Here is an 18,415-nt window from a genome sequence, read left to right on the forward strand (position 1 = left end):
TAAGGGCCTAATGCAATCTGCCTATCCAAGATAAGCATCTTCGAATCGCGTAAAAGGCTTAAGGAACGCCAGCTTGATTGTCCCGGTAGGCCCGTTTCGCTGTTTCGCTATAATAAGCTCCGCGATGTTCTTTTTATCATCCGGGAGCTCATCCAGATTCTTCGCGTAATAATCTTCACGGTAGATAAAGGCGACGACATCTGCATCCTGCTCGATCGAACCCGATTCGCGAAGGTCAGACATCATCGGCTTTGGCGGATTGCGGGCCTCCGGCGCACGCGAAAGCTGCGATAAAGCGATAACCGGTACCGAGAACTCCTTGGCAAGAGCCTTCAGATCACGCGATATCTGCGAAACTTCCTGTTGCCGGTTCTCCGTACGGCGCACGCCGCCGCTCATCAACTGAAGATAATCCACCACGATCAGATCAAGCCGTTTTTGCTCGACCGCCAATCGCCGGAGCTTCGCGCGCATCTCAAGAACCGAAATACCCGGCGTATCATCTATAAACAGCTTCGAATCCGATAATTGGCCGATGGCCTCTGCCAGGCGCGGCCAATCACGGTGGGCAAGATGCCCATTTCGTAATTTGGTTGCATCGATAGATGCCTGTGCGCTCAGCATTCTCATCAACAATTGCTCTTTGGACATTTCAAGCGAAAAGAATGCGACCACGGCACGTTCCCTAACCGCTGCCTTTTGTGCGATGTTCAGGCATAGCGCTGTTTTGCCCATTGATGGGCGGGCAGCTATTATCACAAGGTCGCCTGCTTGCAGCCCAGAAGTCATCGTATCAAGATCGCGAAACCCAGTTGCCAGTCCCGTCAGAGCATGCGTCTCACGTTTGTAGAGTTCCTCTATCTTCCTGAAGACTGATTCGGCGATGGGCTGAACCGGTACGAAGCCTTCTCGTTGCTTCTGTTCTGCGATCGAGAAGATCATCTGCTCTGCGCGGTCAAGTATGAGCCGCGGCTCGTCCTCTTCTTCGAGAGCTTCGCCGGTGATTAGATTGCAGGTCCGAATAAGCTCGCGCATCGTCGACTTTTCTCGGACCACAGTGATGTAATCAGTTACGTCCGTAAAATGCGGCAGGCCATAGGTCAGATTCGTGATGGTAGAGACTCCGCCAAATGCCTCAACGTTCCCTTCCTTCTTCATCTCCTCAACGATCAGGATCGGGTCAATGTTCTTTGAGGCTTCAAACAGCGAGATCATTGCCGCAAAGACCCTACGATGGAGCGGCGAGTAAAAGTCTTGCGGTGAAAGATGTTCCAGAGCCTGCGTGATCAGCTTGTTATCAAGAAGGATAGCTCCTAGGATTGCACGTTCGCTCTCTTCGCTTGAGGGCAAAGGGCGTTCGAGGAATTGCTCACGTCGTTGTTCCGGATATGCTGCCATGTCGTGCAAATACAGTAAATACAGGCTTTATCAATTCGCCTCTAAATAATCAAAGGAGAAAATTTGGTGAAAAGATCGCCCGGAGCGGGCATCAAGTAAGAGAGATGATACACGTTAAGAAATACGCCGACAAAGACCAGATTACAAATTTTTTATTGGGGGTTTTCGAATATATTGCGCAAAAAATTACCGCATCCGGTTATCCCGAATGCGGTCAATGACTTGCGAAAGACAAGAAATTTTACTCCGCTGACGGTCTATTGTTTTCTGGATCCTCCGCTGAATTTTCTTGTGCCGCCGGCTCTTGCTCGGCAGTTTCAGCATTAGCTTCAGTTTCTGATTCAGCTTTTGCTTTGCGCGCCTTTCTGGCCGGTTTTTCCTCCGCGAGCTCGCCGCCTTCTGCCGTAACTGTGACCGGAACATCAAGCGTAACCTCGCGGTGCAGTTTTACTTTAACTGTATATTCGCCGGTCTCCTTTATAGCATCGCGAAGGACTATCTTCTTACGGTCGATCTCGTAACCCTTTGCCTGAAGAGCCTCGGCGATATCCATTGAAGTTACAGAGCCGAACAAGGTGCCGCCTTCGCCTGCTTTTCGTTCAAAGGCAAGTTCGATCGCTCCCATTTGCTCTTTTTGCGCTTCAGCAGTAGCCTTTTCGGCCGCCGCCTTTTTCAATAACGCAGCCCGCTCCTGTTCGATCTGCTTGACATTTCCTTTAGTTGCAAGTGTCGCCAAGCCCTGCGGAAGCAGATAGTTTCGGGCATAGCCGGCCCGAACCTTGACTATCTCACCCCGTCCGCCAAGGCTGTCAATGTCTTCTCTTAAAAGTATGGTTGTCGTTGCCATGATACTTATCCCTCAAATACTACGGGCATTTGTGCCCTCTCAATAAAGCGCCGCTTTCTCAAGTCAGATATTTTTGCGAAAGAAACTGCTGATGCTTGGTATGCGCGCCCGGAAAGCGAGCTTCTTCCCAACGGCTTTGTTTGTCCGAAATGCAACAGCTCGGATTTTCGTAAAGAGACGGACATTCTAGACGTTTGGTTCGATTCAGGTTCGAGCTGCGTTGCAGTGTTGGAAACACGCGGCGACACGCTAAGATTTCCGGCGGACGTCTATTTCGAGGGCGGCGACCAATATCGCGGCTGGTTCAATTCATCGCTGATGTGCGGGCTTGCCGCACATGACGCCTCTCCGTATCGCCAGATCATAACACACGGCTGGGTCGTTGATGGCGAAGGGAAAAAGCAATCTAAGTCTCTGGGGAATGTAACCGCACCGCAGGAGATAATCGATAGATCGGGTGCAGAAATATTACGTCTCTGGGCGGCCGCGGTCGATTATACCGAAGATGTTCGTTGCTCAGACGAGATCTTGCAGCGGGTTATCGATGCCTATCGCAAGTTTAGGAACACGTTAAGATATGCTCTCGGAAATTTGGATGGTTTTGATCCTAAGACTCATTCTGTTGCGGAAGCGGATCTGCTTGAGATCGACCGCTGGGCGCTTGCCGGGCTGGATGAAGTTACCGCAAAGGTATTGGAGGGCTATAAGACATACGATTTTCAGGCGGCGTATGCGTCGCTTTATCACTTCTGCACAGTAACGCTGTCGGCGCGGTATTTCGACATTATAAAGGACAGGTTATATATTTATTCGCCTACGTCTTTTGAGCGACGCTCCGCCCAGACCGCTCTGTATAAGATCGCAGATACGCTTTGTCGCCTTCTTGCACCACTGCTTGCGTTTACTGCCGACGAGGCTTGGGAGAATTTGCCCGGCCAAAAGCTTGAATCTGTGCATTTGGCTGAATTCCCCGGAGTTTCAGTTGCAGCCGATCAAAAGTTGACGACGAATTGGGAACGGCTGTTCGCGATCCGCGACGACGTTTTAAAAGCGCTCGAAACCGCCCGCGGTGAGAAAGTTATCGGTTCCTCGCTCGAAGCAAAGGTAATAGTCTCCGCGGATAAGGAAACGACGCTTTTCCTGTCGGACTATTTCACGCAGCTGCGGTATTTGTTCATTGTTTCGCAGGTTGAAGTCCACGAAGCTGACGGCTTCGGAATTCGCATCGAAAAAGCTGACGGCCAAAAATGCGAACGCTGCTGGAACTATTCGATCCGCGTCGGTGAGTTTGAAAATTATCCAACCGTCTGCGAACGCTGTAATGAGGCACTAAAAGACATTGAAAAAGCTGCTGTAGCATAATAGGTGAAAGTATGAATCAAGAATTGAATCCACTAGGACTGAAGAAGATACATCACGTTGAGTTTTACGTCGGCAACGCGAAGCAGGCGGAGTTTTATTACCGCAAGGCTTTCGGGTTTTCGCGTGTAGCTTATTCGGGACTGGAGACGGGGAACCGCGAGACAACGAGCTATGTGCTGAGGCAGAACCGCGTCAATTTTGTACTGACGACGCCGCTTGTTCCGGAGCACCCGGCGGCCGAGCACATCAAGCAGCACGGCGATGGCGTCCGCGATATTGCGTTCCAGGTGGAAGATGCCGACCATGCGTATAACGAGGCCGTCAAACGCGGAGCTAAAGGCGTGATCGAACCTCGCGATCTGACGGACGAGAACGGTTCTGTTCGCCACGCGGCGATCGCGACCTATGGCGACACGATCCATTCGTTCTATTCGTATGTGGCAGGTGGCAAAGCGACTGGCAACGGGAATGTGAGTGTCGCATCAGATGGTGCGGCGACCGCCGCACAGCAAGAGCGTGTTTACGCCTACTCCGGTGCATTCCTGCCGGGCTTCATCGAGCAGCTTGTCCCGGGAGAAGATGTCGGCATCCAGCTCGTCGATCACATCGTCGGCAACGTCGAGCTCGGCAAGATGAACTACTGGTGCGATTTCTATCGCGATGTGATGGGCTTTGAGCGCTATATCACGTTTGACGACAAGGATATCTCGACCGAATATTCGGCTTTGATGTCGATCGTGATGAGCGACGGGCAGCACAACATCAAGTTCCCGATCAACGAACCGGCCGAGGGGAAAGGCGGTAAGTCGCAGATACAGGAATACATCGATTTCTACGGCTCTGCCGGTGCCCAGCACATCGCCCTGCTCTGCAAAGATATATTGCACACCGTCGGCAAGCTGCAGGCGAACGGGATCGAGTTTCTTCGCGTGCCGGACACCTATTACGAAGAGGTGCTCGACCGCGTCGGCCCAATTGATGAGGACATCGCAGACCTGCAGCGGCTCGGTATCTTGGTTGACCGCGACGACGAAGGCTATCTGCTGCAGATCTTCACAAAACCTGTCGAAGACCGCCCGACCGTCTTCTTCGAGATCCTCCAGCGCAAAGGCTGCAAAGGTTTTGGCAAAGGCAACTTCAAGGCGCTGTTTGTTTCGATAGAGGAAGAACAGCGGCGGCGTGGCAACCTGTAAATTTTCTGTTAACTTTCGAACGCTCCACCCGTTTTTCGCGTATTTCCATGTACGGGAGGAAGTGTTCGAGAGATGGCAGACTTTATTGTCACGAATGAAGCAAGCACTGGTGTCATACATAGCGGCCACAAGACCGAGCGTGTTCTGAAGGGGACTTTGCCGGCCGTTCGAACTGCTCTTATTGAAGCGTTAGAGAAGCTCGGCTATCACGTTCTTAGCGAACAACCGCTTGTGGCCCGCCGGCGGGCGAGCCTCGATAGTCTTGCAAAACTGCAAAGATCGGTCGTAACCGTCACTATAACCTTAAAGACAGCGTCCGAGCGGGTGACGACGGTAGTGGTCGATTATGAGGTCGCAAATACCGGCATGTATGAGGGCGACCATGCGACGATCGAGCGTGAAGTGGATGCCCTGGTCGCTCTCGCAAGACAATCGATCGATGGCGAGGGCCACTGCTCGACCTGTGAAACGCCACATGTCAGCGATTCTTCGTTTTGCCGAGGCTGCGGCAGTCCGAAAGGGCGCAGGCAGCTGGCCGAACTCGAACTGCTTCGATTGGATGGCGAAACCAGGTTCGGACATCGTGCCAATTTAGGTGGTTTGACCGTTGCGATCCTTGCTTTAGTGGTAGGCTTGCCAATGATCTTTTTCGGCACTGACAAGGTCGTAAATGCGGGTTGGGTGCTGCTGTTAATAGGAGAAGCGATAAGCTTGATCTTGCTTATCGTTGGTACGCATTCTGTACACAAAGCCCTGAACCCGGCACCCGGATCATCACCTCACGCTTTCGAAACTCGTTATCGTGGCTCGATATCGGAGTATAATGCTGCTAGGGCAACGATGGCGGACGAAATGACAGCGCGGCCGATCCATTCTGCGTCACAAACCTATCCTCCTAGCGTGGTTGATGGGACGACCGAGCTGCTTCCGAGTGATGACCACACCTCGAGATCGCGACCGGATTGATAGATAAACTTCAAAAGGCCGCCCGCGAACGCGATCGCAGGGTTATCTATGTGCAGGCAGACCCGCCCGTTGAATCTGCAGTTAGATCATGCGAATCGCGGGGAATGGGCGAAGATCAACTGCGTTTCGATATCGAACCATGAACGTTTCTGATCCGTCAATTCGCGAGTATCGTCCGCGCGACATCGAGAAGGTTGCCGCACTTCTGCGTTCGAATATCCCGAAGTATTTCGTTCCCGCCGAGGAGCAGGAGCTTCGCGACTATCTAATCGAGCATCCAGAGGACTATTACGTTATGGAATCGGGCGGAGAGGTCGTTGGAGCAGGCGGATTTGCAGGCAATAAGGATGGCTCGATCGGCCTGTGTTGGGGGATGGTGCGAAACGATCTGATAGGTACTGGCCTCGGTAAACGATTGACGCTTTTTCGCATGGAGAAGGCACGCGAGAAATTGGGCGACCGGCCCTTTATGATCAGCACCTCGCAGCATACCGAAGGGTTTTACCAAAAGTTGGGATTTGAGACCATCGAGCATATCCCGGACGGCTTCGCCCCTGGCATTGATATCTGTAAAATGGTGGCTGTACGAGAATGATAATGTTCCGAACACGTCGTACATTTTCAACATTCGTTTTTCCTGTAATTATTCTTGCAATTACGGGTTCTTTCAGCTTTAGCCAAGAAATCCGTGATCAAAAAGAGGCAGAGCGCATTTATCGGCTCTCGTTGGAACAAAGCAAGAATAACAAGCTTTTTTTCGACGAGATGAGCCGATGCCGGCAGCTTAATCGGGAACAGAAGTATGATCTCGCTATTGTTTCCTGTAAGCGGTCAATTGTGCTCTCGGAGAAATTGCCCGCTAACCAAATACTTGAAAGGCAATCCGGATATATCCAGGTCGGGCTCGCTTTTCTGCGAAAGAAACAGCCAAAGGAGGCTCTGACATATTTTGAGAAGGGCCTGGCGATCGGAAGGGCGATCTTGGAAGAGGCTGATGTCGACACTGGGGAGATCTACTTTCTTATTGGTCAGGCGTATCACATAGATAATGATACCGAATGCGCGAGTGTTTTCTATGATCGAGCGGAGAGGTCAATCCGGTCGCATTTGAAAACATGGGCGAAGATGGGGAGGAACTAAGAGAACGTTACCCGAAGATAATCAGGCTTGTTCTCGGAGCTCACCTGAGCCTCTTTGAGGAGAGTGAAGAGTTCGGAAAGGCTGACGCGATCAGGCGGCGAATTCTGGAATTCGAGACCGCTTTCCAAAAATACTTAGAGCATTGAAACGAAATGAAACTAAAGTATCAATCCGGTTTTGGGAACGAGTTTGCGACAGAGGCGGCCGAGGGAGCGTTGCCGGTTGGGCGCAATTCGCCGCAGCGTGCGCCGCTTGGGTTATATGCCGAGCAGTTTTCGGGAACTGCGTTCACTGTTCCGCGGGTTCATAACAGGCGCACGTGGACGTACCGCATTCGGCCTAGCGTGACGCACAAGCCTTTTGAACGCGTTGACAACAAGGCAGTTCGGTCATCGCCGTTCAACGAGGTCGAAACGACGCCGAATCAACTCCGCTGGGATCCGCTTCCTGTGCCAAGTGAGCCGACCGATTTTATCGACGGCATTACGACCATCGCCGGAAATGGCGACCTGTTCTCGCAGATAGGCATCGGTATTCATATCTACGCTTTTAACCGAGGCATGGATGGCCGCTATTTCTACAATGCCGACGGTGAGATGTTGATCGTGCCCGAAAAGGGCGGGCTTAGGATATACACCGAGCTGGGTGTGATCGAGGTAACGCCCGGCGAGGTCTGCTGTTTGCCGCGCGGGCTAAAGTTTAGAATAGAGCCATTGCCTGTCAGCTCTGATCCGGCGGCTTGTCGCGGATACATCTGCGAGAACTACGGAGCGCAGTTCCGACTGCCCGACCTTGGGCCGATAGGTGCGAACGGTCTGGCAAATCCGCGTGATTTCGAGACGCCGGTCGCTTGGTTCGAGGACGTTGACGGTGAGTTTGAACAGGTAGCAAAATTCGGCGGTAATCTGTGGCGTTGCGATATCGATCACTCGCCGCTCGACGTGGTCGCATGGCACGGGAATTACGCCCCATATAAATATGATCTAAGGCGTTTAACACCATCGGCTCGATATCGTTCGATCACCCCGATCCGAGCATTTTCACTGTCTTAACATCGCCTTCGGGTGAGCCGGGCGTCGCGAATTGCGATTTCGTCATCTTCCCCGACCGCTGGCTCGTCGCCGAGGACACATTCCGTCCGCCGTGGTACCACCGCAACTGCATGAGCGAATACATGGGCCTGATCTACGGCCAATACGACGCCAAGGAAGAGGGCTTCGTGCCCGGCGGCGGCTCGCTGCACAACCAGATGTCGGCACACGGCCCGGACATCGATGCGTTCGAGAAAGCTTCAAATGCGGAGCTAAAGCCGCAGAAGCTATCGGGTACCATGGCGTTCATGTTCGAATCGCGATACATCATCCGCCCGACAAAATTCGCAATGGAAACCGCAAGCCTGCAGCACAACTACAGCGACGTCTGGCAGGGGCTGAAGAAGAACTTCTCGGCATAGTTTGCTGCTTAGTATATAATCAAGGCCGATGCCGACGATCGAACGACTTCAGGGCTATCGGTTTTATTTTTACAGTCACGAGCCGAACGAGCCGCCGCACGTACATGTCGATCGATCGGGGATGTCGGCAAAATTTTGGATCGAACCCGTTGCGTTCGCGAGAAATCGGGGATTCTCGCCTCGTGAACTTAGGGATATTGAGCGTTTGGTTTCAGAGCATCAACAGCAGTTTTTGGAGGCGTGGAATGAATTCTTTGGCGATAGCGGCAGATGAACGCGTGGCTTCAGTTGAGATAACTGAGGACGAGATTGCCGTCCGCCTGATGGACGGCCGCAGAATTTCGGCTCCGCTTGCGTGGTATCCGCGACTGCTTCACGCAACCGATGAGCAGCGGCAGAACTTTGAGGTCGCGGGCGGCGGCTACGGCATCCATTGGCCCGACATTGACGAGGACCTCAGCACCGAAGGCCTTCTCCGCGGTGCTCCTGCTCCCGAACCGTCGCTGGCAGTCAGGCCTTAGCGATCTTAACGGCGTTACCTCCCGAGAACTAGGTTTCCATCGCGACGCTCCTTGCAATGGAAACCGCAAGCCTGCAGCACAACTACAGCGTCGTCTGGCAGCGGCTGAAGAAGCATTTTCGGTCCTGACCGGCTATTGGACTTGATGGTTTTGTTCTGTTTTGGGAACACATTAAAATAGAATCTTATGTCAATAAAGCGAACAGCAGAAGCAAAATGGAGCGGTAGTATTACCGAGGGCAAGGGCAGCGTAAAGCTTGAGAGCGGTGCATTCGAGGGGCCGTATTCGTTCAACGCGCGGTTTGGCGATGATACGTCGATGACAAACCCTGAGGAATTGATCGCCGCGGCGCATGCCGGGTGCTTTACGATGGCGTTTTCGGGCTTTTTGGGACGAGCGGGCTACGAGGCGACGAGCATCGAGACCAAAGCGGTCGTCCACGTTGAAAAGGAAGAAGCGGGGTTTTCGATCCCGCGCATCGACCTGATAACCGAGGCCGTCGTGCCGAATATCTCGGACGAGGAATTTCAGGAAGTCGCGAAGAACGCGAAAGAGAAATGCCCGGTCTCGCGTGTGCTCGCCGGTGCGGAGATCACGCTCGATGCTAAACTGAAATAAGTTTTGCGGTAGTTCGAAGCCTTGTGCCGAGTATTCTTGTTCTATCGATCAGGTTTGGCGGACCGATTCTCGCACTTGCTAAAAGGTTTGATACCCAGACCACGAATGTCACCTCGCATTGAGTGGAAACTTCCGGCAATCATCGGACTTGTCTGTTTTGCGGCATTCGCAAACTCGCTAGGTGGTGAATTTGTATATGATGATCTAAGACAGATCGTCAGGAACCCGCTTATCCAAGACAATGCGTTGATCTGGCAAGCTCTTTCATCTGATGTATGGGCGTTCAAGGGTGACGGGACGCGGGTAGCCAGCAACTATTGGCGACCCACCTTCACGCTCTGGCAGATCCTCAATTTTAGACTCTTCGGTCTTTCACCATTTGGTTGGCACATAAGCAACGTTCTCCTTCACGTCGCCATTTGTCTTCTGGTATTTGCCCTGCTTCGGCGATGGTCATTTTCCGAGCTTGCATCATTTTCGGTGGCTCTTATATTCGCTGTACACCCGGTCCACGTAGAATCAGTTGCGTGGATCTCGGGTTCACCTGATCTTTTGTTCTCGCTCGCATTTCTAGGTGGACTTTGGTTCACACAGAGCTATGCGGAAACCGCTTCGACACGGTATCTTATATTTTCCTTACTTCTTTATGCTGTGGCTCTAGGTGCGAAAGAGGTCAGCATCTTTTGTTTCCCGATATTTTATCTTGTTTTGGTTAGCGGTGGGCAAAAAGGACGACTAGCAAGGTCGGGGATGTTCCTGTTTCTTGGTGTGGCTATTGTTTACTTCATTCTCCGACTTTTTGTCTTGGGCGCGGTTTCCCGTCCTCCGGAGAACGCAGTAGGGATGAGTGAGGCCATTCTAAGCTTTCCGACGATCTTTTTATTTTATTTGCGGCAGATCTTTTTTCCTTATTGGCTTGGTGCAAACTATCCCATCGAACCCGTCGTAAGTGTTGATCTCGGGAACGTTATTATTCCGCTCGTCATCTCGGTCACCATATTGTCAGGGTTATTCTACTTAGCGGCCAGATCTGATCGGATACGACTCGCTGCAGGACTTTTCCTTCTTCCTCTGCTCCCAACAATGAATGCCACTTTATTCGAGCCGGAACAGATCGTTCATGACCGATATCTTTATCTCCCATTGCTCGGTGTTCTGATGATTCTCGTCATCATCTCCGAAAGATTTATTGGCGACAAGAAACTGATCGCTCTCGTTCTGGTTCTTTGTATCCTGCTTTCAGTTCAGACGATAAGCTACAGTTCCGCATGGAAAAATGACCTTACGCTTTGGAAGCACACCACATCGATCGATGATTCTGCATTCACACTCTCTCAATATGGGAACGAATTGATCAACATTGGTCGGTATGATGAGGCCGTAAGCGTGCTTTCCAGATCAATTGCCAAGCGCCCGAAAGCAAGGGCTTATCTTTCCCGGGCACGAGCCTATCTTGTGCAGAAAAGATACTCAGATGCAGAGACGGACCTCCAGGCCATCATCAATCTGCCCCTAGATAAACTGGAAGCATACGTTCTTTATCAGGCATATAGTCTTAGGGCGATAGCCTTGACCGAGCAGGGCAGATTGGACGAGGCTGAGAAGGCATTTCGTGAAGCAAGGACAAAGTTACCAATATATACCGCCTCGATCACCGCGGACCTGGCCGTTGTCTTGTATCAGAGGGGGCGAAAAGAAGAGGCTTTAAGAGAGCTTGAGAATTCGCAGAACCAGGCGCGCCGTGAGTTACTGCCCGAATCGAAGCGAGTTTTCTTAAGACTAGGAATGCTTTACACAGAGATGGGACGATCCGCTGAAGCTAGAGGTGCACTAGCGGAGTTTCTCGCGTTTGCCTCCCACGACCGTAGCGATCAATTTGCTGTTGAACGTCAACACGCGGCGGCTGAACTACGACGCCTAAATACGGAAACTCAACCTTAGTTCTGACAAAAGAGAAACGGCATCCATAAAGGATGCCGTTCGAAGCGGATTTTGAATGATCCGGTTAATCTGTAATGTCTCCAATGGAATTATTTATCATAATATCACCCCCAGTACCGCAAGTATCTCACATATCGGGGTTTGTAAGTCAAGGAAAATTCTATTCCATCTCGCTTTCGTCTATGTCAAAGTTTGCCCAAACCTTTTGAACATCATCATTATCGTCAAGGGCATCATAAAGCTTCATCATTTGTTTAGCGTCAGTCCCTTCCAATTTGATGTAATTTTGAGGGACCATTGAGATCTCAGCAGCCTGCGGTTCGATACCCGCAGCCTTGATCGCATCATTGACCGTTTCGAAATTCTCCGGCGCAGTGAATATCTCAAAAACATCGCCGTCATCCTGCATATCGTCCGCCCCTGCTTCGATCGCGAGCTCAAAAAGTTCTTCTTCACTTTGGGCGGCCTTATCAACGACGATGTAGCCTTTCTTATCGAACATCCACGCGACCGAGCCGGATTCACCCATATTGCCGCCGTTCTTTGAGAAAATGTGCCGTATCTCTGCAACGGTTCGGTTACGATTATCTGTCATCGCTTCGACCATGATAGCTACGCCATTTGGGCCGTATCCTTCATAAACGACCTCATCGTAGGACGCACCTTCAAGCTCACCCGTGCCGCGTTTTATAGCGCGTTCGATGGTGTCGTTAGGCATGTTCTGAGCTTTGGCATCGGAGACGGCTTTTCTCAGACGGGCGTTCGAATCAACATCGCCGCTGCCACCCGTGCGTGCCGCAACAGTTATCTCTTTGATCAGCTTGGTAAAGATCTTGCCGCGTTTGGCGTCGAGAGCACCTTTCTTGTGTTTAATTGTGTGCCACTTACTGTGTCCTGACATCTTTGAATTCCCTAAAAACTAGTTGTAGAAATGTGGATCGCGTGAAACTAGCGGCAACCTGAGCACCGGCCCACAGCTCGATGTTCGATGAAGACGCTGCCCTTGTACCAGCGAAATCAAACTATAACACGCTGAATTTTCCGCTCAAAACAATGTGTGTTGTCACAATTTATTGAGTTTTCCTTCACAACAAATTCACTTAGGCAGTTTCTAATTGATATCTGTATGAGTAGAAACGCTACTGTTCTGTCTCTTTTCGTACTATTCCTGGTTGCTACGGCTCTTACATTGGATCAAACCATCGCACTTCGAACTAAGTTGGGCGAAGCAACATTCTGGTCGGCGGCGATCGGTGAAGCTATCGCAATGGCGGTTATCACTGCGGTTGCGATCGCTGTGTTTCGCAAAACCTATCGTCGACAGAAAAAACCGATCAGCCGAGAACAGCCAGTACGCTTCCAGCCGTTGCGCCGATTATTCGTATCCGTTTGGTCTTAGAGTGCTGACCCGACAAGATCACAACCGACGAGCGGGGGACGCCGAATGATCTCGCAAACAGCTTTACTATGCTCCGCGTTAGCTACTCCATCCACCGGCGGTGAAGCCATCCTCACCTTCACCGTCCCGTCCATTTCACCGATGATCTGTGTTTTTGACGCACGCGGCAGGACTTGTATCGTGATAATGACACCCTCAGCTATTTCCTTGACCGCATATGTGCGCATTACCCAATGATCAAAGTCCGCATAACGATCGCCTGGATAATAAAGATCACGATGAGCACGACCATTGCCGAGAGATCAAACATCCCGACGGTTGGGATCAGCCGCCGAGCCGGAAGCAGCAAGGGATCGGTCACTTTCTCAACAAATGCCAGGAACGTATTGCGTGCAAAGACAAACCATTGCGAGACAAAGCGAAGAATTATGAAGAGTATCAATAGAGCAAGCAGGCCGTAAAGAATAAACCCGATCGTTGCCTTTATGTTTCCGGCCGATATCGCGCTTGACAGTCCATCGATAACAAAAAATGCCGTTCCAAGAAAGGATAGAGAAAAATAGGTAAGTACTAGAGCGATAAAGATGACTACTAAAGGGGCAAGTCGCAGATCTACACGGAAGTTAGCAAGAAATCTGGAAGCTGGATAAACAAATCTTTCGGTCATCTTCCTAATGCGAAAGCCAAAGCGTCCGATCTTTCCGAATGGGTTCGGGTCAGAATAATTGAACACCAACCGGAGTATCAAAAGCGTTAGAAAAACTAGGAAAACTAGCCAGCCAATCAGCCAAAGTATCGGATAAACCGTTGAAGTTAGCATAACTATCTTGAACCGAATATCGCCGTACCCACACGGACGATCGTCGCTCCCTCCTCGATCGCAACCTCAAGATCATGGCTCATACCCACCGATAAATGCCCAAAACCGTTTGCAAAAACACCTTCTGCAGCAAGGCGGTCGCGGATCGCTCTTAATCTTTGAAAATACGGTCGCGTTGCTTCCGGATCCGCAAAATATGGCGGCAACACCATCAGGCCGTCGAGATTAAGACGCTCGCATCTTTTGAGCATTTCTACCAATAATTGCAATTGCGTCTCCGGAACACCGGATTTGGTCGTTTCCCCGGCGATATCAACCTGAACGAACACGGACAATCTTTCACGGCCTTCTTCTTCACATATGCGCTCAAGTCTGTGGGCGAGCTCAGGTGAATCGACTGAATGTATAACGTCAAAAAGCTGAACGGCCTTGCGAGCCTTGTTTTTCTGCAAATGGCCAATAAGATGCCATTGAGCCGGATCCCTTCCGATCTCCGATATTTTTTCCTCTGCTTCCTGTACCTTGTTCTCGCCAAATATCGTGCAGTTCGCATCGATCGCCTTTCGGATCGACGCAGGTGGGTGTGTCTTGCTGACTGCAACCAGAATTATTTCTGAAGGGTCACGGCCGGCACGTTTTGCCGCCGTTGTTATTCGTCGGCGTACTTGATGTAAATTTGATCTAATATCAACCGGCACAAGCCTGACTATAGCAAAACTCGGGTCGAATCTTGAATTTCGACTGTCGAATTAGTATTCTCATTGTTCGCCCGTGCGGACGTGGCGGAACTGGTAGACGCGCAGGTCTCAGAAGCCTGTTCCCGCAAGGGAGTGGAAGTTCGATTCTTCTCGTCCGCACCAATTTGATAACTTACCTAGAATCAATATCTAACGAACATTTCTTTGGACGAAAAGCAGGGCTAATATTAGCCCTGCTTTTCGTCCTTTCTTTTATTTCGGGTACCATTTCGGGTACCAGACCTCAAAAACCCTCTCTCGCAAAATGGAAATTCCAGCATCATACCTTTCTACTCCTAACCCAAAGTGAAGCCAACGTTAGCAATAAAAACCACCTGGAAATTTTTAGCACGCTGCCGGTATATATATCGGAGTGACTATGAGAAGGTCGGTGTAAGTGAGGATGTAATCGATGCTGGGCAAGTTTTGTTTCTTCAGCTGTCCGATCTTATCTCCTGAATAAACTGCGATGTGAAACCCAACCCAATCGAGTCTTGATTCACTTTCTGACATAAGAGCGGACTGATCGAATGGTTCATAACCCCAAGTTCGCGGGTTTGCCCACCGCGACCACTAAAATGGGGCGTTAGCAAAATCCCGTTGGAGCCCCTTTCATAGTTGGTTGCAAGTTTGGGTTTGAGTTTTGAGTCCCGACTTTGTCGTGAAGAGTTTTTTAAGGCATTCTATTGTTGGAAATCAAAAAGGCACAGGTCTTGCTCCGCTTTGTTTGAGAAACGAAATTGGAGAGCCTATGAACCAAGAGATCCTTGATAATTATCAGTTGGCAGAGAGATGGAAACTTAGCGGGACGCCTGATGCAATAGCCAAGAGATTTCAGCGGCTCAGAGCACTACCTAAATCAAGCGCACGGCATCTAAAAGCATTCAAGATCGGGAATCAGGCTCGATATCGGCTCGCAGACATCTTGGAGTACGAGGATCGAAACGCCAGGCGGTCGCGATGAGACGTTGAAAGAGGGATAGCAAGGTTCACTCAGCTTGGTTTGGCTGCTTGAGCATTTTTACACCATTGGCTAATTTTTGCGCCACGGGTTCCAAGTTGAGTATTCCTTAAGCTCTTATTCGGAAAGAGCCGTCGCCCCTAACGTCCAATCAATTGCTGATTTCGCGAGCCGCGATACTCACCTGCGCCCTCGCGCATATTGTTGATGAAAGGACCCTCGATCAGTAAGTCGATATTCACGAGGATATAATCTACACTCGGCACCTTTCGTTGAATCAATTGCTCGATAGTAAATCCGGAATAGACGGTTATATGCATTTGGTGTCGCTTCAGCCTTGAAACAAGTTCCGCAATAGGTCCGGGTTGATCGAACGGTTCGCCGCCCAAGATAGTTACGCCGTCGTGATGTATGCGTTTCGAAAGCACCTCATCAACGATAGACGTGATCGAAACGAGAGTTCCGTTCTCACGTTCGTGCGTCTGGGGAACGAAACACCCGACGCAACGAATTGAACACCCCGCGGTTTGAATTACACTGCGACGCCCCGGACCATCTACAACCGAGTTGTGATAAAGACGATAGAGCCAGATCGAGAAAGGATCAGATTCGGCTCTATTGAATTCTGTTGTTCTGGATTGCACAACAGGGAAGTATCGTTCCTTTTCGGCTGGTCTTGAACAGTTCAAATTTACTCGTGTACCAAGGTCTGCAGAAAGCTCGTCGATAGTTTGTTTTGATGGCTTTGAGACCTCAACCGTTACCCGTCCGACATCTGGTTCGAGGACAAATACTAATTCCTTATTCATGGCCAACCCTCCTCTTTGTTTTCGGTCTTACATGAAAGTCGGCGGTTTTCCGATCAGTTGTCGGTGTTCCGAGAACCTGCTTAAGCTGTTTCGCGGTTTGCTCGCACGCCGGGCCTTGAATACCGTTTATCTTCGTTTCGCAATTTCCCGTCTCGGTATCGATAGTGAATTCAATCTCAGCCATATCACTCCTTCAGAACTTGACTCGTATCTTGATCTTCTTCCCGACACGCTCTTTAACAAGGGTCCCACCGAGCTTCTTTGCCATCTTTCTTGCCGCTGCCTCGTGATATTGATTCTGAAGCCTGACAACAAAGTCCTTGCCAAGGCGGTGATCAAGGTCCATATCGTCGATGACGGCAACATATCCAGACGACGTGCGCTGAAAACCAATATCAGCCAGGAGATGGTGGGTCTTAACATCCCGACGAAGGATGATAATATCCGCTGTGCGGGCGCTTCGTTTATCCCAACCGTCAAGTGGCAAATCTTTCCCTTGAGTTACTGTCGTAAAGCCGATATCCGATAGGGCCTCTAACAGCAACTCTCCGTTCGCAAACGACTGCGACTCAAATGTCATATACTTACTCACAAGCGGTCTTTTCCTCCCTGCAGTTTAGAATTCGTAGATCCGGTCTCCTCGGTTCCCAGCAATCCCTGAGTTGTCGATCCGTGTCCCGACCCCTTTTATATTGTTCCGAGCCCATTTCCGGATCTCCTCAATTTTCTCGCTCATCATCTGGGCTGTGGGGGTGAGCTTTTCGGCAGCTTTAAGAACATCGCGTGTTTCGGCCTCGCGGTCGCCGTCGATGAACGCTTCGAGGACGCCGTCTTTTACTGTTTCCTCGATCTCCGAACCTGAAAAGTCCTTGCTCTTTTCTACGAGCTTTTCAATATCGAATCGGTCGGGATCAAGCTGTCGTTTCTTGATGTGGACTTTGAAGATCTCTGCCCTATCCTCAGAATCGGGCAGATCGACGAAGTGAATGTAGGAAAACCTTCCGATACGGAACTGCTCGGACTCAAGTTCTCGAACGTCATTGGCGGTAGCAAAGACAAGAACATCTCGATTGTCCTGCATCCAATTGAGCAGATAAGAGATCGTGCGGGCAGTTTCGCCGCCGTCGGTCTTGTTTGAAGACTTCATCCCTGATACCGCTTTCTCGAATTCGCTTATCCCCAGAATTCCTTTTATCGTTCCCGCGATCGACAAGGCGCGTTTTATAGACATCGCCGAAGAGCCGATCACGCCGCCGCCCTCGCCCATGATCGAACCGAAATCGAGATCAAGCAGTGCTCGGTTGGTAATGCTTGAGGCGACCCGCTTACACAAGTCTTTGCCGCAGCCCGGCAGGCCGACAAGCAGGATTCCCTTGCATGGTTCTACGTGTCGGGCTTTAGCTCGTGGGCTGAATGTATATGCGGCACGTTCAAGAATTGCTCTCAACGATTTGTAACCACCGAGATTGCTTGCCGGTTCGGGATGAACGTAAGTCAACGATCCGCTGCCGCGGATCACATTCTTTTTCTCTTCGAGAATGACTTTTATCGAATCCTGATTGAGGCCGTTGCAGCTGATAACGGCTTTCGCGATCACGTTGCTGATCTCGCCGGCGGACAACCCAAGGAGTGATTGGAGCAATGCGGTCTGCGTCTCCTTAGTTAAGTCGATATCAAGACCGCTCGATTTAAGGTTCTCAAGCTGAAGTTCGATCGAGTCTTCGATCTCCGTCTCCTTCGGTAGTTCAAGTTCGATCTGAGTGACCTCCTTTTCGAGAGTTTCCAGATCGGGAAAGCTCGGACCGACGAAAAGGACAGTCGCCTTTGTAGATTTAAGCTTCCAGGCTATTTCACGCAGCCTCCGAACCAGCACGGCGTCTTCCTGTCCATAGGGAGAAATATAAGGAGCATAATCACAGAGCAGAAAGATGCCCGCCTTCTGCTCGGCGATAAACCCAAGCACGCTCTCGGGATCCTCAGTATCTCCGATCGTGGTCGGATTCTGCTGCAGTCCCTCTTTCGGATCGACAACCGTTTGCAGACCTGTCGGACGGCTCCAGAAATAGAGAGGCTTTTCCTTGTGCCGTTCCTGGAATAAAAGATCGAGCAGAGCTTCACGGACACGATCTTCTTCGTAGGTGTTGATCGCGATCAGTGGGTAACGTGCCCGTATGCGAATATCGAGTTCGCGCAAGAATTTTTCGATGCTATTCGCGTCGGATGTTTGGTCGGCCATAAGAGTCTATTTGG

The 18,415-nt window shown here is 50.7% G+C and carries 24 protein-coding genes and 1 tRNA gene; 14 read left to right on the forward strand and 11 right to left on the reverse strand.

Annotated features, from left to right (window positions below):
- Window positions 1–21: 21 nt before the first annotated feature.
- Both dnaB and rplI read right to left on the reverse strand, forming a co-directional pair.
- Window positions 22–1,398: a replicative DNA helicase gene (dnaB, locus tag JVX88_RS00820; protein ID WP_211624852.1), complete on the reverse strand. Its 1,377-nt coding sequence runs from the start codon at window positions 1,396–1,398 to the stop codon at window positions 22–24.
- Between the two features lie 241 nt (window positions 1,399–1,639).
- On the reverse strand, window positions 1,640–2,245 hold the full coding sequence (gene rplI, locus JVX88_RS00825; protein WP_211624854.1) for a 50S ribosomal protein L9: 606 nt from the start codon (window positions 2,243–2,245) through the stop codon (window positions 1,640–1,642).
- 69 nt (window positions 2,246–2,314) lie between these two features.
- Here rplI and JVX88_RS00830 point away from each other — a divergent pair, with 69 nt between their 5' ends.
- The 12 genes from JVX88_RS00830 (at window position 2,315) to JVX88_RS00880 (ending at window position 11,439) form a co-directional block, all read left to right on the forward strand.
- Window positions 2,315–3,607 carry a class I tRNA ligase family protein gene (locus JVX88_RS00830; RefSeq protein ID WP_225931445.1) on the forward strand — a complete coding sequence of 431 codons (1,293 nt, stop codon included), beginning with the start codon at window positions 2,315–2,317 and terminating at the stop codon, window positions 3,605–3,607.
- Window positions 3,608–3,618: 11 nt separating this feature from the next.
- A complete protein-coding gene (gene hppD / locus JVX88_RS00835; RefSeq protein ID WP_211624858.1) occupies window positions 3,619–4,800 on the forward strand; it encodes a 4-hydroxyphenylpyruvate dioxygenase in 1,182 nt (393 codons plus the stop codon).
- A 72-nt stretch (window positions 4,801–4,872) separates the two neighbouring features.
- Window positions 4,873–5,766: a hypothetical protein gene (locus tag JVX88_RS00840; RefSeq protein ID WP_211624859.1), complete on the forward strand. Its 894-nt coding sequence runs from the start codon at window positions 4,873–4,875 to the stop codon at window positions 5,764–5,766.
- Complete coding sequence (locus tag JVX88_RS00845; RefSeq protein ID WP_211624860.1) at window positions 5,763–5,909, forward strand: hypothetical protein; 147 nt, start codon at window positions 5,763–5,765, stop codon at window positions 5,907–5,909. Before JVX88_RS00840 ends, JVX88_RS00845 begins: the two co-directional genes overlap by 4 nt.
- Window positions 5,906–6,361: a GNAT family N-acetyltransferase gene (locus tag JVX88_RS00850; protein WP_211624861.1), complete on the forward strand. Its 456-nt coding sequence runs from the start codon at window positions 5,906–5,908 to the stop codon at window positions 6,359–6,361. Before JVX88_RS00845 ends, JVX88_RS00850 begins: the two co-directional genes overlap by 4 nt.
- Window positions 6,362–6,363: 2 nt before the next feature.
- The gene (locus tag JVX88_RS00855) at window positions 6,364–6,906 is read left to right on the forward strand and encodes a tetratricopeptide repeat protein (RefSeq protein ID WP_211624862.1); all 543 of its coding nucleotides are present in this window, start codon (window positions 6,364–6,366) and stop codon (window positions 6,904–6,906) included.
- Window positions 6,907–7,058: 152 nt separating this feature from the next.
- Window positions 7,059–7,958: a homogentisate 1,2-dioxygenase gene (locus tag JVX88_RS00860; protein WP_317134612.1), complete on the forward strand. Its 900-nt coding sequence runs from the start codon at window positions 7,059–7,061 to the stop codon at window positions 7,956–7,958.
- Window positions 7,943–8,359: a homogentisate 1,2-dioxygenase domain-containing protein gene (locus JVX88_RS42925; protein WP_317134654.1), complete on the forward strand. Its 417-nt coding sequence runs from the start codon at window positions 7,943–7,945 to the stop codon at window positions 8,357–8,359. Before JVX88_RS00860 ends, JVX88_RS42925 begins: the two co-directional genes overlap by 16 nt.
- A gap of 28 nt (window positions 8,360–8,387) precedes the next feature.
- Window positions 8,388–8,633: a DUF4160 domain-containing protein gene (locus JVX88_RS00865; protein ID WP_211624863.1), complete on the forward strand. Its 246-nt coding sequence runs from the start codon at window positions 8,388–8,390 to the stop codon at window positions 8,631–8,633.
- A complete protein-coding gene (locus JVX88_RS00870) occupies window positions 8,605–8,880 on the forward strand; it encodes a DUF2442 domain-containing protein (protein ID WP_211624864.1) in 276 nt (91 codons plus the stop codon). The genes JVX88_RS00865 and JVX88_RS00870 overlap by 29 nt, the downstream gene beginning before the upstream one ends.
- A 186-nt stretch (window positions 8,881–9,066) precedes the next feature.
- Entirely contained in the window at window positions 9,067–9,498 is a 432-nt protein-coding gene (locus JVX88_RS00875) for an OsmC family protein (protein ID WP_211624865.1), read from the forward strand.
- Window positions 9,499–9,603: 105 nt separating this feature from the next.
- Window positions 9,604–11,439: a tetratricopeptide repeat protein gene (locus JVX88_RS00880; protein WP_211624866.1), complete on the forward strand. Its 1,836-nt coding sequence runs from the start codon at window positions 9,604–9,606 to the stop codon at window positions 11,437–11,439.
- A 160-nt stretch (window positions 11,440–11,599) separates the two neighbouring features.
- Here JVX88_RS00880 and JVX88_RS00885 read toward each other — a convergent pair whose 3' ends face one another.
- The 5 genes from JVX88_RS00885 to JVX88_RS00905 form a co-directional block, all read right to left on the reverse strand.
- Entirely contained in the window at window positions 11,600–12,340 is a 741-nt protein-coding gene (locus JVX88_RS00885; protein ID WP_211624867.1) for a YebC/PmpR family DNA-binding transcriptional regulator, read from the reverse strand.
- A gap of 433 nt (window positions 12,341–12,773) precedes the next feature.
- Entirely contained in the window at window positions 12,774–12,860 is an 87-nt protein-coding gene (locus JVX88_RS43815) for a hypothetical protein (protein WP_410503773.1), read from the reverse strand.
- Window positions 12,835–13,065 carry a DUF167 domain-containing protein gene (locus JVX88_RS00895; RefSeq protein ID WP_211624869.1) on the reverse strand — a complete coding sequence of 77 codons (231 nt, stop codon included), beginning with the start codon at window positions 13,063–13,065 and terminating at the stop codon, window positions 12,835–12,837. Before JVX88_RS00895 ends, JVX88_RS43815 begins: the two co-directional genes overlap by 26 nt.
- Complete coding sequence (locus JVX88_RS00900; RefSeq protein WP_211624870.1) at window positions 13,065–13,658, reverse strand: YggT family protein; 594 nt, start codon at window positions 13,656–13,658, stop codon at window positions 13,065–13,067. Before JVX88_RS00900 ends, JVX88_RS00895 begins: the two co-directional genes overlap by 1 nt.
- A 2-nt stretch (window positions 13,659–13,660) precedes the next feature.
- Window positions 13,661–14,356 carry a YggS family pyridoxal phosphate-dependent enzyme gene (locus JVX88_RS00905; protein WP_211624871.1) on the reverse strand — a complete coding sequence of 232 codons (696 nt, stop codon included), beginning with the start codon at window positions 14,354–14,356 and terminating at the stop codon, window positions 13,661–13,663.
- A 75-nt stretch (window positions 14,357–14,431) separates the two neighbouring features.
- Between JVX88_RS00905 and JVX88_RS00910 the strand changes: the two genes are divergently transcribed.
- Both JVX88_RS00910 and JVX88_RS00915 read left to right on the forward strand, forming a co-directional pair.
- A tRNA-Leu gene (locus JVX88_RS00910) sits at window positions 14,432–14,518 on the forward strand.
- 628 nt (window positions 14,519–15,146) lie between these two features.
- Window positions 15,147–15,359, forward strand: coding sequence for a hypothetical protein (locus JVX88_RS00915; protein WP_211624872.1), 213 nt, complete (start codon window positions 15,147–15,149; stop codon window positions 15,357–15,359).
- 137 nt (window positions 15,360–15,496) lie between these two features.
- Here JVX88_RS00915 and JVX88_RS00920 read toward each other — a convergent pair whose 3' ends face one another.
- The 4 genes from JVX88_RS00920 to JVX88_RS00935 are packed head-to-tail and all read right to left on the reverse strand — an operon-like array spanning window position 15,497 to window position 18,401.
- A complete protein-coding gene (locus tag JVX88_RS00920) occupies window positions 15,497–16,165 on the reverse strand; it encodes a 4Fe-4S cluster-binding domain-containing protein (RefSeq protein ID WP_211624873.1) in 669 nt (222 codons plus the stop codon).
- On the reverse strand, window positions 16,158–16,349 hold the full coding sequence (locus JVX88_RS00925; protein ID WP_211624875.1) for a DUF2997 domain-containing protein: 192 nt from the start codon (window positions 16,347–16,349) through the stop codon (window positions 16,158–16,160). The genes JVX88_RS00920 and JVX88_RS00925 overlap by 8 nt, the downstream gene beginning before the upstream one ends.
- A 9-nt stretch (window positions 16,350–16,358) precedes the next feature.
- Window positions 16,359–16,745 carry a DUF1257 domain-containing protein gene (locus tag JVX88_RS00930; protein WP_211624877.1) on the reverse strand — a complete coding sequence of 129 codons (387 nt, stop codon included), beginning with the start codon at window positions 16,743–16,745 and terminating at the stop codon, window positions 16,359–16,361.
- 36 nt (window positions 16,746–16,781) lie between these two features.
- Window positions 16,782–18,401 carry an AAA family ATPase gene (locus tag JVX88_RS00935; protein ID WP_211624879.1) on the reverse strand — a complete coding sequence of 540 codons (1,620 nt, stop codon included), beginning with the start codon at window positions 18,399–18,401 and terminating at the stop codon, window positions 16,782–16,784.
- Window positions 18,402–18,415: the final 14 nt, after the last annotated feature.

Source organism: Leptolyngbya sp. 7M, assembly GCF_018128485.1.